This is a genomic window from Streptomyces saintjeani, from assembly GCF_055409605.1.
The window spans coordinates 2,745,702-2,758,753 of record NZ_CP189624.1; the positions used below are offsets into that span (position 1 = coordinate 2,745,702).

At 69.3% G+C, this 13,052-nt stretch carries 14 protein-coding genes; 8 read left to right on the forward strand and 6 right to left on the reverse strand.

Annotated elements, in window-relative coordinates; genetic code table 11:
* Positions 1 to 20 precede the first annotated feature (20 nt).
* From ACQCO7_RS12285 to ACQCO7_RS12295, 3 genes are all read right to left on the reverse strand, one after another.
* Positions 21 to 863 carry an MBL fold metallo-hydrolase gene (locus ACQCO7_RS12285; RefSeq protein ID WP_075032050.1) on the reverse strand — a complete coding sequence of 281 codons (843 nt, stop codon included), beginning with the start codon at positions 861 to 863 and terminating at the stop codon, positions 21 to 23.
* Positions 864 to 1,091: 228 nt separating this feature from the next.
* Positions 1,092 to 2,057: a zinc-dependent alcohol dehydrogenase family protein gene (locus ACQCO7_RS12290; RefSeq protein WP_464071862.1), complete on the reverse strand. Its 966-nt coding sequence runs from the start codon at positions 2,055 to 2,057 to the stop codon at positions 1,092 to 1,094.
* Between the two features lie 103 nt (positions 2,058 to 2,160).
* The gene (locus ACQCO7_RS12295) at positions 2,161 to 2,784 is read right to left on the reverse strand and encodes a TetR/AcrR family transcriptional regulator (protein ID WP_464071863.1); all 624 of its coding nucleotides are present in this window, start codon (positions 2,782 to 2,784) and stop codon (positions 2,161 to 2,163) included.
* A 183-nt stretch (positions 2,785 to 2,967) separates the two neighbouring features.
* Between ACQCO7_RS12295 and ACQCO7_RS12300 the strand changes: the two genes are divergently transcribed.
* The 3 genes from ACQCO7_RS12300 to ACQCO7_RS12310 all read left to right on the forward strand — a co-directional run bounded on the left by ACQCO7_RS12300 (position 2,968) and on the right by ACQCO7_RS12310 (position 4,514).
* The gene (locus tag ACQCO7_RS12300; protein WP_464071864.1) at positions 2,968 to 3,384 is read left to right on the forward strand and encodes a nuclear transport factor 2 family protein; all 417 of its coding nucleotides are present in this window, start codon (positions 2,968 to 2,970) and stop codon (positions 3,382 to 3,384) included.
* A 49-nt stretch (positions 3,385 to 3,433) separates the two neighbouring features.
* Positions 3,434 to 3,850, forward strand: coding sequence for a nuclear transport factor 2 family protein (locus ACQCO7_RS12305; RefSeq protein WP_464071865.1), 417 nt, complete (start codon positions 3,434 to 3,436; stop codon positions 3,848 to 3,850).
* Between the two features lie 73 nt (positions 3,851 to 3,923).
* Positions 3,924 to 4,514: a flavodoxin family protein gene (locus ACQCO7_RS12310; protein ID WP_464071866.1), complete on the forward strand. Its 591-nt coding sequence runs from the start codon at positions 3,924 to 3,926 to the stop codon at positions 4,512 to 4,514.
* 285 nt (positions 4,515 to 4,799) lie between these two features.
* Here ACQCO7_RS12310 and ACQCO7_RS12315 read toward each other — a convergent pair whose 3' ends face one another.
* Both ACQCO7_RS12315 and ACQCO7_RS12320 read right to left on the reverse strand, forming a co-directional pair.
* Positions 4,800 to 5,915: an alkene reductase gene (locus tag ACQCO7_RS12315; RefSeq protein ID WP_464071867.1), complete on the reverse strand. Its 1,116-nt coding sequence runs from the start codon at positions 5,913 to 5,915 to the stop codon at positions 4,800 to 4,802.
* Between the two features lie 386 nt (positions 5,916 to 6,301).
* Positions 6,302 to 7,648 carry an aldehyde dehydrogenase family protein gene (locus tag ACQCO7_RS12320; RefSeq protein WP_464071868.1) on the reverse strand — a complete coding sequence of 449 codons (1,347 nt, stop codon included), beginning with the start codon at positions 7,646 to 7,648 and terminating at the stop codon, positions 6,302 to 6,304.
* Positions 7,649 to 7,818: 170 nt separating this feature from the next.
* On the opposite strand from ACQCO7_RS12320, the gene ACQCO7_RS12325 reads away from it, so the two are divergent.
* Positions 7,819 to 8,172 (forward strand): ArsR/SmtB family transcription factor, encoded by a 354-nt coding sequence (locus ACQCO7_RS12325; RefSeq protein WP_009342689.1) that lies wholly within the window; start codon positions 7,819 to 7,821, stop codon positions 8,170 to 8,172.
* A 1,407-nt stretch (positions 8,173 to 9,579) separates the two neighbouring features.
* Here the strand turns inward: ACQCO7_RS12325 and ACQCO7_RS12330 are convergent.
* Positions 9,580 to 9,867: a hypothetical protein gene (locus tag ACQCO7_RS12330; RefSeq protein ID WP_329524265.1), complete on the reverse strand. Its 288-nt coding sequence runs from the start codon at positions 9,865 to 9,867 to the stop codon at positions 9,580 to 9,582.
* Between the two features lie 81 nt (positions 9,868 to 9,948).
* On the opposite strand from ACQCO7_RS12330, the gene ACQCO7_RS12335 reads away from it, so the two are divergent.
* Genes ACQCO7_RS12335 through ACQCO7_RS12350 form a run of 4 tightly spaced genes read left to right on the forward strand, consistent with a single transcriptional unit; the run spans position 9,949 to position 12,480 of the window.
* Complete coding sequence (locus tag ACQCO7_RS12335; protein ID WP_464071869.1) at positions 9,949 to 11,040, forward strand: helix-turn-helix domain-containing protein; 1,092 nt, start codon at positions 9,949 to 9,951, stop codon at positions 11,038 to 11,040.
* Positions 11,037 to 11,609 carry a helix-turn-helix domain-containing protein gene (locus ACQCO7_RS12340; protein ID WP_329524263.1) on the forward strand — a complete coding sequence of 191 codons (573 nt, stop codon included), beginning with the start codon at positions 11,037 to 11,039 and terminating at the stop codon, positions 11,607 to 11,609. Before ACQCO7_RS12335 ends, ACQCO7_RS12340 begins: the two co-directional genes overlap by 4 nt.
* Positions 11,606 to 11,767 (forward strand): hypothetical protein, encoded by a 162-nt coding sequence (locus ACQCO7_RS12345; RefSeq protein WP_329524262.1) that lies wholly within the window; start codon positions 11,606 to 11,608, stop codon positions 11,765 to 11,767. Before ACQCO7_RS12340 ends, ACQCO7_RS12345 begins: the two co-directional genes overlap by 4 nt.
* Positions 11,764 to 12,480: a ParA family protein gene (locus tag ACQCO7_RS12350; RefSeq protein WP_329524261.1), complete on the forward strand. Its 717-nt coding sequence runs from the start codon at positions 11,764 to 11,766 to the stop codon at positions 12,478 to 12,480. The genes ACQCO7_RS12345 and ACQCO7_RS12350 overlap by 4 nt, the downstream gene beginning before the upstream one ends.
* Positions 12,481 to 13,052: the final 572 nt, after the last annotated feature.

Sequence of the window (13,052 nt, forward strand, 5' to 3'; positions counted from 1 at the left end):
GGGTGGCGGCGCGGCGTGGCTCAGGCGAGCAGGCCCAGGGCGCTGTACCAAAGGGGTCCCGGGTTGAGCCGGTCACCGTGGAGCTTCGACATCTCCTCGAAGAACTCCAGCGGCTCCGGCTTGCCGGCCAGCAGCCGGATCGCGTCGCGCAGGTACTGCCGGGTCTCGTCCAGGATCTTCGGGTCGTCGGGCAGGTCCGCCTTCTTGTGGCCGGCGACCACGTGGCGCGGATCGAGTGCGGCGAGCCGGTCGATGCCGTCCAGCCACGCCTGAAGGCCGCCGTCACCGCCTTCGAGCATCATCAGGTGCACGCCGTTGTAGACCACGTCCCCGGCGACGACGAGACCGATCGACGGCACGTGCAGGACGCTGGAGTCGTCGGTGTCGGTGTGACCGGTCTCGACGGCCCGCAGGACTCGGCCCTCCAGCCGGAATCCCTCGGTCGGCACGGGCACGGCGAGGACCGGGGTGTTCTCCGGGACCCCGGGGAAGGTCTTCGCGAACCCCTTGTCCTTGCTCTCCAGTTGGCTGCGCATCTGCCGGATGGTGCCCTCGGTGGCGTACACCACACTGTCGGCGTCGCCGAACCGTTCCAGCAGCGTCGCGGTGCCGAACCAGTGGTCGGGGTGGCCGTGGGTGACGTAGACGTACGCCAGACGCTTCCCTGAGCGCGCCAAGCCCTCGGCGACCTGCGCGATCTGGGTGTGCGTCAGCGGCGGGTCCACCAGGACCGCGTCGCGTTCTCCGGTGATCAGGGTGGATGAGATCGGCGAGGACACGATCCCGTCGCCGTTCGGCAGCTGAAGATCGATCTTCCGGGGAACGCCGTCAGAGACGAGGACTTCGTAGGACAGTTCGGGCATCTCGATACTTCTCTCGTGGCAGGGGCTGCCCCTCACCGAACGCGCGAATGATCGGCGGTCCGCCTGGCGAGGGTGAGCACTATTGATCGGTGGATCTACATCCCACCCGCCGGAAACCCGTGGCTCGTGTTGCCGGCTGAATGGCCCTGATGCCGCTTCGAACGCCCTGCTACGACTCGGCTCGCATCCGCGCGGGACCCGCGACGGTGCGAGTTCCTCCGGAGACCGTCATGACCGGGCCACCTTGAGCAGGGTCTTTCCGCCGCGGACGACCTGCTCGATCGCCGTATGGATGTCGTCGAGGTCGAACACCTCACCCAGCGGAACGAACAGGGCTCCGCTCGCGACCAGGGGCGCGGCCTCGTGGATGACGGGGAGCACCTTTGTCGCGTAGTCGAAATGGCCGGCGAAGAATCCGTGTACCGTCGCGCGCTTGCCGATCAGGGTCAGTGCGTCGACGGACATCGGCTGTCCGGTCGCCGAGGCGTAGCTGACGAGCGCACCGCCCTCGGACAGCAGGTCGAGCAGGCGGGCGGGAGCGTCGCCGCCCACCGAGTCGACGGCGAGCCCGACCCGGGCATCGCCGATCGCCGCGCGAACCTCTTCGACCGCCGTCGCGCCGTCGAGGCGGACGATGTCCGCGCCGGCCGCGGTCAGTTCGGCGAACACGGACTCGTCCCGGACGAAGTTGACCGTCCGGAATCCGCGGGCCTTCGCCAGGGCGATCAGGGAACGTCCGACGCCGGAGTTCGCGGCGTTCTGCACGATCCAGTCCCCGGGCCTCAGATCGGCGTACTCGCTGAGGATCAGACCGGCCGTGGGCGGATTGATGCCCAGCATCGAGAACTGCTCGACGCTGCCTTCCGGCAGTCGGAGCAGCCCGTCGGCGGGCAGCAGCAGCCGCTCGCGCCAGGCACCGGCGAGCAGCGGCAGAACCACCAGATCGCCCGCCGCGAGCGTGTCGACGCCGGGGCCCGCCTCGACAACCCGGCCGACACCCTCGCTGCCGAGGACCAGCGGGAGCGGTGGCCGCCCGAGCTCGCCCCTGACGACCTTGAGGTCGTGCAGGTTCAGCGGTGACAGCTCGACCGCGACCTTGACCTCGCCGGCGCCGGGAGCGTTCGGCTCCTGGAGATCGACGACGCGTACGACGTCCTCCGGCTTTCCGAACTGGGTGATCTGGATGGCACGCATGAGGACTCCCGGTGAGAGGCGGCGAGCTCTTCGCCACAGTTGAACCGCACGTTTCGCCTATGTCCGCCGCGGCATGTCCGTCGTCGGACGAGAAGGGGGAATGTCAGCGCCGCACGTCCGGTGCGTCCGCCCTGGGGATCAGCTCCAGCGCCGATCGGGCCGTCCGCCGGAGCGTCGTACCGTCGACGCCCGCCTTGGCCATGTTGTCGATGCCCCTGATCACACTCAGCAGCAGATATCCCAGGGCCGTGGCGTCGGCATGCTCGGCCACTTCCCCCTCGTCCTGGGCGTCGCGTAGCGCGGACGCCAGGGCGCCGGCGAGATCCTCGAACGCGCGACGGGCCACGCCCGCCACCATGTCGTCCTCTCCGGCGCGGTCCGCCGTGGCCTTGCTGAGGAAGCATCCCCGGCGGGGCGACTCGGCCGCGAAGGCGTCGGCGAGTGAGACGACGTAGCGCTCCAGGCGGGCCATCGGCGAGGTGAGCACCGCGTTCGGGCCCTCCCGCAGCTCCTCGCGGGCCTGGGCGACGAGGCCCTGGCAGTAGTCGGAGAAGACGCGCACATAAAGGTCGTTCTTGTTGCCGAACGCCTTGTAGATGCTGCCCTTGCCCAGGCCGGTCGCATCCATGAGGTCGTAGGTGGACGTGCCGTCGAATCCGGTGGTCCAGAACCGGTCGCGGACGACATCGAGCACGGTGGTCTCGTCGAAGCCTCGTTTTCGCCCCATGACCTCACGATACCTCATTGTGGTCCAGGTGGACCACAATCGTCGGCAGCCCGGCCCTCCACGCCGGCGCGGAGAGATCGCCTGGCACTCCTCGCTTTGTTGACCAACTGGACCACTTCATGTTTCCGTTGTGGTCCAGTCGGTCAACAAAGCCGCGTCAGTCGGCAAACCCGTGGAGGACTGATGACTCAGAGCCGGACGAAGACGGAGACGGAGCGGAACAAGGCCGCCGTCCTCGAATTCCTGACGACCGCGTTCAACTCGAAGGACTTCACCGCGCTGGACCGGTACCTGCACCCCGACTACCTCCAGCACAACCCGTTCATCCCGCCGGCCAGGGCCGGGCTGCGCACGTTCATCGCGGACCTGCCCGACGCCAGCCGGTACGAGCCGGGAGCGGTCATCGCCGAGGGAGACCTGGTCATGATCCACGGCAGGTACTCCGGCAGCACCGAGACGCCCCTCGTGGTGGTCGACATCTTCCGCTTCGAGGAGGGCCTGGTGGTGGAGCACTGGGACGTCCTACAGGACGAAGTGCCCGCGAAGGACGCGGTGGCGGGCAACCACATGTTCACCAACCCGCAGGCCGGCCGGGCCTGAGACACCGGACCGGCACCTGACGCAAACGAAGAGACAAAGGACAAGGACGATGACAACCGACACGCAGACCCCGCGGACCGTGGCCGAGAAGTTCGTGCAGCGCCTCGCGAAGCATGACCCCGACGGCATCCAGGAACTGTTCGCCGAGGAGATCGACTGGCACGTCCCCGGCAGCGACACGCTGCCCTGGACCGGGCGCCGTACCCGCCGGGAGGAGGTCGCGCCGTACTTCACCACGATGTGGGCGCACCTCGCGCACGACAGGAGCAAGGCCGTACTGGAGCGCATCATCGTCGACGGCGGTGACGTGGCGCTGCTGGCGGTCTTCACACACACCGTCGCGGCCAATGGCAAGGAGTTCACCACACCGACGGCCATGCACCTGACGGTCGAGGACGGCCGGATCGTTCGCCTGCACCAGTACGAGGACACCCTGGCCGTCGCCGAGGCGTTCGACGCCGGCTGAGCGAAGAGCACTCAAGGGCCCCGCGGCCCGGATCCCGCGCGGCCGGACATGCACATCCGAAGGAGCAAGTAACGTGACCACCCCTGTCGTCTCCATCGCCTACCACTCCGGCTTCGGCCACACCACCGTCCTCGCCGAGGCCGTCCGCGATGGGGTGACCACCGCCGGCGCCACCGCCCACCTGATCGACGTCGAGGAGATCTCCGAGGAGCAGTGGAACCTGCTCGACGCCTCGGACGCGATCATCTTCGGCTCGCCCACCTACATGGGCACCGCCTCCGCCGTCTTCCACGCCTTCGCCGAGGCCGGCTCCAAGCGCTGGTACAACCAGGTGTGGAAGGACAAGATCGCCGCAGGTTTCACCATCTCCGCGGGCAAGAGCGGCGACAAGCTCAGCACCCTGCAGTACTTCACCGTGCTCGCCGGCCAGCACCACATGCAGTGGGTCGGCCTCGGCCTGATGCCCGGCTGGAACACCTCCACGGCGTCCGAGAACGACCTCAACCGCCTCGGCTTCTTTCTCGGCGCCGCCGCCCAGAGCAACCAGGACCAGGGAGCCGAGGGCGTGCACAAGGCCGACATCGCCACCGCGGCCGAGCTCGGCAAGCGCGTCGTCGAGGTCGCCCGCGTCTACGTCGCAGGCCGCACCGCCCTCGCCGTCTGAGCGACCGACGCCGGGGCGGATGCGCGGCCCTGACGACGAGGTGGTGCCCGACGAAGCGCACCGGGCAGCACCACAGACTCGCGATCAGCGACGTCATCATGAGGCGGTCACCGGCCCTGATCAACGGAACCGCGGTTGGCGCCGAGATCGATCTTGAGCGCCGGCGCGCTTCGGTACACCCCCCGGCTCCGGCTGCGGGCTCGATGGGGCGGGCACGGTGTCGCCGGTCGGACGCCTGTCCATGGGTGAGTGGGGCTGCCGCATGGACAGGCGTGACCGTGGGCCTCAAGCCGTTCCGAGGAAGGAGTAGTCGGTGTAGCCCTCGGCGTCCGGCCCGTAGAACAGTTCCGGCCGCGGCTCGTTCTCCGGGTGGCCGCCCTGCCAGCGCTCGACCAGGTCGGGGTTGGCGATGAGGGCCCGGCCCACGGCCACGGCGTCGGCGTGGCCGGCCTCGATCTGCTGGAACGCCCGCTCGCGGGTGGTCTGCCCCCCGCCGATGGGGCCGTTGTTGACGATCAGCTTGCCGTCGAAGCGCCGCCGCAACTCCTGTACCAGGTCGCCGCCCGGCTCGACGTGCAGTACGGAGAGGTAGGCCAGGCCCAGCGGGCGCAGTTGGTCGAGCAGGGTGCCGTAGGTGGCCAGGACGTCGTCCCGGTCGGTCTCGAAGACGTCCCCGAAGCCGACCTCCGGCGAGATCCGCAGCCCGACCCGCTCGGCGCCCACAGCGTTCGCGACGGCCGTGACGACCTCGACGACGAAGCGGGCGCGGCTCTGCGGCGAGCCGCCGTATCCATCGGTGCGCTGGTTGGCCGCCGGGGAGAGGAACTGGTGGAGCAGGTAGCCGTTGGCGCCGTGGATCTCCACGCCGTCCGCTCCCGCCTCGATGGCCCGGCGGGCCGCGGTGACGAAGTCCTCAAGCGCTGCCCGGACCTCTGCGGTGGTCATCGCTTCCGGTACGGGGTAGGGCTGCTCGCCCTTCTCGGTGAACGTCTCGCCGGTCCTGGCGATCGCGCTGGGGGCGAGGATGCGGCGGCCACCGTTGATGTCGGGGTGGGTTTGGCGGCCGGCGTGCATGATCTGGAGGACGATGTGGCCGCCGTCGGCGTGCACCGCCTCGAACACCCGCTGCCAGCCGGCCGCCTGCTCGTCGGTGGCGATGCCCGGCTCACCGACGTACCCCTGCGACGCGTGGTCGGGGTAGGTGCCCTCGGCGATGATCAGCCCGACGCTCGCCCGCTGCCGGTAGTACTCGGCCATCAAGTCCCCGGGGATACCGGAGGAACCGGCCCGGACCCGGGTCATCGGTGCCATGACGATGCGGTTGGCGAGCTCGATCTTCCCGAGAGAGACGGGGGAGAAAAGCGACGGGGCGGGCGAAACTTCTGAAGTATTGACAGACATGGCTTTCTTTCTGGAACGGAGAGGGAAAAGGGGTGAATGCCTGGGGTGCGAGGGGGGCCGCGCTTCGCCGCCGAGGCGCGAACGCGGTGAGAGCCGCATGCCGTCGGCGTCGGCGCGGTCAAGCGCCAACCACCCGCCGGAGCAGAGGCGTTCACTCCTTGCACCCGTACAGCGGCCGGCCAGGTGACGAAGTCGTGGGTACCGCCGCCCGAATCGGTACGGATCGGTGTCTACAGGCCGCGCCGCGACCGATACACGGCCTCACCTGGAACGTGCTTCCGGCGGTGACGGGCAACAGCGATCTCAGCGCTCCTCACGCTCACCGACCTGAGGCACTTCGGCCGGCCGGTCGCCCATCGGACAGCCTGCTCCACGCAGGCGCGGGCCTAGCTGAGCGGCACGTCCGCGACGGCCTTGAGGTGGCTGAACGTCTCAAGGGTGTACCGGCCGTGGTAGCGGCCCATGCCGCTCTCACCGACGCCACCGAAGGGCAGGCCGGGCATGAGCAGTTGCATCGGCGGCTGGCCCCAGGCGACACCGCCGGAGGACGTCTCGTTCAACAGGCGCGACTTGACGGCCTCGGACTCGGTGAAGGCGTAGAGCGCGAGGGGCTTGTCGCGTTCGTTGATGAAGGCGATGGCGGCATCGAGGTCTTCGACTTCGACGACGGCGAGGATGGGACCGAAGATCTCCTCCTGCATGATGGGCGAGGCGGGGTCGACATCGGCGAGCACGGTCGGCGCGATGAACAGGTCGTCACGGTCGTGCTGGCCTCCCACCGCCGCCCGGCCGGAGTCCAGCAGACGCGTGAGCCGGTCGAAGTGCCGCTCGTTGATGATCCGGCCGAAGTCGGGTGAAGTCTGCGGGGCGGTGCCGAACTGGGCTTCGACCGCCGTGCGCAGGGCGGGGACCAGCGCGGCGGCGGTGGCGGGATCGGCCAGGACGTAGTCGGGGGCGATGCACATCTGCCCCGCGTTGCCGAACTTGCCGCCGACCAGCCGCTTCGCGGTCTCCTCCACGTCGGCGTCAGGAGCCACGAAGACCGGCGACTTGCCTCCGAGTTCGAGCGTGACCGGGGTGAGGTGCTTGGCGGCTGCGGCCATGACGATCCGGCCGACGGTGCTGTTGCCGGTGTAGAAGATGTGGTCGAAGCGTTGTGCCAGCAGGGCCGTGGTCTCCTCGACGCCTCCCTCGACCACGGTGAGCACGTCGGCGTCGAAGTACTGCCGCAGCAGGCGTGAAGCGACCGCCGAGGTGTGCACCGAGATCTCGCTCGGCTTGGCCACCACGGTGTTCCCGGCGGCCAGAGCGCCGATGACGGGGTCGATGAGCAGGTGCAGCGGGGCATTCCACGGAACGATCACCAGGACGACCCCGAGCGGGTCGTACGTGGTGTAGGCCGTTGTCGTGGGACCGAAGTGGGCGGGAACCTCCACCGGGCGGGGCTGAAGCCAGTTCTCGAGGTTCGCCAGCGCCTCGTCGATGTCGCCGATGGTGGAGTCGATCTCGTGCGCCTTGGCCTCGGCGGCGTTCTTCCGCAGGTCCTTCCAGAGCGCTTCGATCAGTTCCTGCTCGTTCTCGACCAGCAGAGCCCGCAGCCGCCGCAGCTGGTCGACGCGCCAGTCCAGTGGGCGGGTGACGCCGGTGTTGAAGGTCGCGCGAAGGCGGCCGACCACCTCCGCGGCCGTTTCGCTCCGGTGCGTCCTCGGCTCGGTCGCCTGTGTTGCGGTCATGGGGTGTGCTCCGTTCTTGAGGCACGCCGCGCCGTCAAAGACGTTGGGGGCATGCCGTGGCACCGGTGATGGGCAAACCGGTGAATGACGGACGAAGGGTCAGTCCGTGCCTTCACTGTAACCCATGTACGCGCCAACGCGAACATGCAGCGGGGGGTTACCCTTTCCCCATGGCCAGTCGCACCTCGTCACCCCTCGTCCACCCCGACACGGACGACCTCGACCTCTTCAAGATCATGAGCGCGCTGACCGACGAGACCCGGCTCACCATCGTCGTCACCCTCTCCGTCTCCCCCGGCCTGGCCTGCAGCGGCTTCACCCAGGACGTCACCGCGTCCGTGCTCACCCGCCACTTCCGCGTCCTGCGCGAGGCCGGTCTCATCCGGCAGCACGACGTCGGCACCCGTCGCTTCAACACGCTGCGCAAGGAAGATCTGGACCAGCGCTTCCCCGGACTGCTCGACCTCGTCCTCAAGGAGAGCGTCGGCCGCGTCGAGCCCTACGTGAACGCCGAGAGCGCCTGACGCTCCCGAGCCCCTCTGTGGCCGCGGCGAACCGGACCCACCGCGGCCAGGCATCCGGCTTCGATCACGTCGGACAACACCTCATGCGCCGAGCGGCAGTAACCGGTGCCCCCGCAAGGCGATACGCCACCGGCCCCGACGTACCCGCTTGCACGGAGGCGGCTTACTGCGCCGAACCCGGTTCCCCGTCGGCGCACGCACTACGACTGCCGGCGCTTCCGGGGGCGGTGCCGGATTCACGACGGCGCGGGCGTACTTGCGGTAGGCGGTGGAAGAACGGTGCCGCCGCTGCGCAGGGCATCGTTCTCGAGGGTCAGCCGGCGGATGGCCTCCTCGTACAGGTTCCGGCAGCCCGACTTCTCCCCGCACGTCCGCCGCGTCGACATCAAGTACCGCTCCAGGTGACGCACCCGCAGTTCCTCCACCCATTGCGGCGGTTCCGTAGGCCCGTCGACCGTGGACACCTCCCGGTCCCAGCTCGTGGGCGGATTCCAGCGATCATCGCAACGCGGTGATCATTCCAGTGTTGCGAGGGGCTTAGCGAACAGGTCTGCGGGGTCTGCCGGCCGAGAGTCCTGCGGGGGCGGCTGTTGAGTTCGGCGGCGACGAAGGCGAGGTCCTCTGCGCTGAAGATGGACCGTCGCCGACGACAACAACCCGTCCACCGGCAACAGCCACAAGTTCGCACTCACCCCATCCGCCCCACCCTGCAACGCGAACTCCCGCTGATGAACGTACGAGGCGTACGCGGCCACACCCGGCGTAGTCGCCGGCTTCGGTTCCACAACCCTCGTTCGCGGCCCGACGCCGCTCCGGCCCAGTGCACAACGCGTGCACGCTTCTCCGGGAACTCCCGGGAACTCGCAGGTGGAAGCGGGATGCCCTCGGAGGTGGAAACGGGCCCCGACCGAGGCATAAGCCCAGGTCAGAGCCGTAAAAGCAGACGAGCCGGGCCGTACGCCGGGTATTCCTGAGCACCCTTGTGACCTGCGCTTTTGCGAGCCGTATCGGTTGTGACCTGCTAGGACGGGTTGCAGAGGCGATCGGAGGCAGTCAGAGGAAACCGCTCTGATTCGACCCGGGTTCGACCCGAGCTGCTCGGAGCCAGCCAGAGGCAATCGCCATCTGCTTGGCCCCGAATCAGCCGAGGTCAGGACGGTGTCGAACCGGTGAGGACTCCTCTGGCGGCCCTCCGAGTCGTTCTCGGTCGAGCCGCGATGGGGACGCCTGCCTCTGATGCGGGGCCAGGCATACGAAGGCCTCCAGGACGGCAATCCTGGAGGCTTCGCTTGGCACCGATTGGAGGTCGGTTCCGGACACCACCCGTGGTTTTAGCGGGCCTGAGTGGCGTCCACGTCCTTGCGAGACGACCCCACAGTGCCACACCACACCCACCACGCAGACCCATCACGACGGACATTTCACCCGAGCGAGCGACTGGGTCTTCACGGGCTGCTTCCGGCCGCCGCTGACCTTGTCCTGCTCGGAGACCTCACCGGCCGTTACGCGACGGGCAGCTACAGCAGGCTCGGCTCCGACGCCCGAACCGTGGTCCTGCGCGAAGACCGTCAGGGCGCGGCCGAGCACGGGCACCGGATCACGGCGGCCATCGCCTGCCACGTCGCCCGCGCTGGCGGAACCGTCGATGAGCTGAGCCAGCTGCTGCTCCACCCTGACCATGAGGGTGGTCGGCATGCCCGGCACATCGCGGTGCGCTCCGGGCAGGCACGTGCTCTGGACTACATCCGCAGGGTGTGGGCCAGTGCCTCGGCTGTGGTGAGCAGCACGCGGGTCCTGGAGTCGCGCCAGCAGGCGCACGAGGTCCTCGCCGCTGTGCGGGACCGGATCGAGACGACGCCCTGGCGCGGGGAGCGGGGGCGGACCGCGCTGCGGGTGCTGCGTGCGCATCTGACCTTCGCGGAGATCGCGGACGGGCCCCTGCACCACGCCAGTGAGCGGCAGACCGCCGAGGAGGCAGGCGTCTCCCGGACGACGCTGCGGGTCGTCTACGAGACGGTCCTCAAGCCGCACGGTTGGCTGCGCCGCCTGCGCGTCGGCCACGGCCAGGAGGGCTCCACCTGGTACCTCGCCGACGGCAACGCCCACGCTTCGCTGTCTCGTTTCCAGACCACTCAGTACCCCCCCGACCTGGCACTTGAGGAGTGGCCCACCCCTGAGACACGGGCGGCGGCCGACATCGATTCCACCGTCATCGGCCGACTGATGGGCCACGACGCCTTCGCCCATCACGGCCTCGGCAGCTCTGCCCTCATGATCATCGGCGCGCTGCACGCCCGGCCCGCCCAGACCGTCAGCGAGCTCGTCGGCTCAGCATCGGTGTCCCGGGCCACCGCCTACCGGACCTTGCAACGCCTGGCCGACCACGGCCTCGCGCACCACAGCGCAGAGACCTGGAGCCTCGTGCCTCGCGCGCTGGAAGGCTTCGGTACCAGCCTGCCGGATGAGGTTCCCGGCCCGACCGCGCACCCAGCACAGGGCTGGGACGCGGTCGCCCACCAGTACGGCACCGCAGGCGTCGCGACCCGGCGCAAGGCGCTGCACGCTGCCGAGCGCGCGGCGTACCGGGAGGCGCTGGAGCGGCTGTCGGAGCACCGCAGCAAGGCCATGGTGATCGTCCGCGACGGCCGCTGGGTCCTGATCCCGGCACCTCGTCCCGACAAGATCCCCTCTGCCTGGCACGCCCCGGGCGGGCGCGTCCTCGACCCGGTCACGGGCCGCCCTGACACCGAATGGCGCGTGGCCACCGACGGTCGGCTGATCCTCATCACCCCATCGGACCAGCGCAGTTACAACGAGCTGGCCGCTGCCCATGCCGAAGCCCTCAGCGAATGGGAGTCCGTCGCATGAACCCAGAGCCCCCAGTCCCGTCCGATGCGAGCGGGGCGGTGGCGCCTGAGGCCCTGCGCAAGCAGTACGAGTCCGGTGCCACCGTCGACGAACTCGTCGCCGCCAGTGGGCTGTCGTACGGCACGGTCCTCAACCAACTGCACGACGCCGGGACCCTGATGCGCACGTCGTGGCAGACCCGTCGGATGCGCCAGGATCCACATGCGCGCCAGCGTCTCGCGGCCCACCTGCGCACCCTGTATGAGCAGCACGGCGCGACCCTCACCGAGCTCGCTGCGGCCGCAGGAGAGACAAGGCGTGCTGCCCGACGCCTGCTGATCGAGGCCGGCGGCAGCGTGCGCACCACGCAGCAGACGCTGCGAATGCGCACGGCAGCGCGGGCCGCCGAGCGGCGCAAGCTCGCGCTGTCCCTGCGGGCAGGGTACGAGGCCGGAGCCACGGTCCCGGACCTCGCCAGGGAGCACAGCTACTCCATCGCCACCGTCTACCGGCTCCTGCACCAAGCCGACACCCGGATGCGGCCCCAGCACCGCCACGGACCGGCCCGCGACGCGAGGAAGCGCCCATGAGCATCGCCGTCCTCGCTGCTGTTCCCCACCGTGCCTGGCAGATCAAGAAGGCGGCCGTGCGCCATTCCAGCCGCCACAGGGCAGCACGGGCACCCCCTGTCGCCGCCCCGCGCACAAAACAACACCCCTTCCCATTTCAGGAGATCAAGCACACGTGAACGAGAACACCCGTCACAAGACCCTGGCGGCGGCAACAGCCCGCGCCTGGGACGCGTTCGTCATCGTCGTCGGCATGCTCAAGGGCGGTACCGGCAAGACCACCTCCGCCTGGTTCATCGCCCTCTACCACGCCGTCATCCTCGGTCTGCCCACGTTGCTGCTGGACGCCGACGCCACCAGTCAGTCCGCCTACGACTGGTTCAAGGTCGCCCAGGCCGCCGGCTTCGAGATTCCCGAGAACCTGGTTGTCGAGCGGTACCCGTTCGACGACATCGCCGAGTACATCCGTGCCAAGCGCGCCGAGTTCGGCGCGATCGTGGTCGACGCCGGCGGCGGCAGCGCCCGCATCTTCCACGAGGCTGTCACCGAGGCGAACCTGCTGCTCGTGCCGGTCGCCCCCACCAAGATCGAGCGCCGCAAGCTCGTGGCCACCTTCGACGAGGCCGAGCGCGCCGCCGCACGCAACGAGCACGGCGTCACCGCCCACGTCGTCATGGTCAAGGCCGACGACCGCACCAGCCTGCCCAGTCGGGCAAAGGACCAGCTCCTCGACCCCGCCCAGGGCGAGGGCATCGGCCCGGACCGCGACGAGGCGTTCCCGCTCGCCGAGACCACCATCCATTCCTGGGTGCACTACATGGAGGCCTTCGGCGAGATCCCGACCGAGCTGAGCGAGTACGCCGAGCTGATGAAGGAGCTGACCGCAGCATGACCGAACGTATGAAGCCCCCGGCCCGCCGCACGGGCGGCCGTACCTTGGGCGGAACCAAGAAGTCCACCCCTCCGCCTCCTCCCCCGACCGCCGAGCTCACCCCCGAGCAGTACGCCGCTGAACAGGCCACCCCCAAGGACCCAGGCCGTCCCACCACCGAACCGCCGAAGGGTGAGCCTGCTCCTTCCACCGTCCTCGACGAGGCCTCGAAGCAGGGCCGGATCGCAGCAGCGCCCGAAGAGACACAGACCTCCACCCAGCCGACCATCGAGGTGGTATCGAGCGGCCCGGTGCGGGAGCCGGTCACCAGTCAGCCGGTGCGCACCGCCTTCGTCGCCCCCGAGGTGGGGAAGGAAACCGCTGAGGATCGGGTGGAGCGACAAGTGCAGCATGAGCCTCCGGCTGCCGAACCTACAGCTCCAGCGGTGCGGCCCGCGCAACCGACCGAACCCGCTGCGCGACACGGCCACTCGCCCATCACGTCCGCGGCTCCTGACAGGCCCACGGCCGCAGAGGTGGCAGTCCGCCCGGCGGCTTCTCCGGTCGCGGGCGGTACCGCGTTCCCGGTGCGG

What these genes read in the sequence shown, in the direction of transcription:
- ACQCO7_RS12285 (WP_075032050.1), bottom strand. Translation starts at nt 863, where the DNA reads ATGCCCGAACTGTCCTACGAAGTCCTCGTCTCTGACGGCGTTCCCCGG.
- ACQCO7_RS12290 (WP_464071862.1), bottom strand. Translation starts at nt 2,057, where the DNA reads ATGCGTGCCATCCAGATCACCCAGTTCGGAAAGCCGGAGGACGTCGTA.
- ACQCO7_RS12295 (WP_464071863.1), bottom strand. Translation starts at nt 2,784, where the DNA reads ATGGGGCGAAAACGAGGCTTCGACGAGACCACCGTGCTCGATGTCGTC.
- ACQCO7_RS12300 (WP_464071864.1), top strand. Translation starts at nt 2,968, where the DNA reads ATGACTCAGAGCCGGACGAAGACGGAGACGGAGCGGAACAAGGCCGCC.
- ACQCO7_RS12305 (WP_464071865.1), top strand. Translation starts at nt 3,434, where the DNA reads ATGACAACCGACACGCAGACCCCGCGGACCGTGGCCGAGAAGTTCGTG.
- ACQCO7_RS12315 (WP_464071867.1), bottom strand. Translation starts at nt 5,915, where the DNA reads ATGTCTGTCAATACTTCAGAAGTTTCGCCCGCCCCGTCGCTTTTCTCC.
- ACQCO7_RS12320 (WP_464071868.1), bottom strand. Translation starts at nt 7,648, where the DNA reads ATGACCGCAACACAGGCGACCGAGCCGAGGACGCACCGGAGCGAAACG.
- ACQCO7_RS12325 (WP_009342689.1), top strand. Translation starts at nt 7,819, where the DNA reads ATGGCCAGTCGCACCTCGTCACCCCTCGTCCACCCCGACACGGACGAC.
- ACQCO7_RS12330 (WP_329524265.1), bottom strand. Translation starts at nt 9,867, where the DNA reads ATGCCGACCACCCTCATGGTCAGGGTGGAGCAGCAGCTGGCTCAGCTC.
- ACQCO7_RS12340 (WP_329524263.1), top strand. Translation starts at nt 11,037, where the DNA reads ATGAACCCAGAGCCCCCAGTCCCGTCCGATGCGAGCGGGGCGGTGGCG.
- ACQCO7_RS12345 (WP_329524262.1), top strand. Translation starts at nt 11,606, where the DNA reads ATGAGCATCGCCGTCCTCGCTGCTGTTCCCCACCGTGCCTGGCAGATC.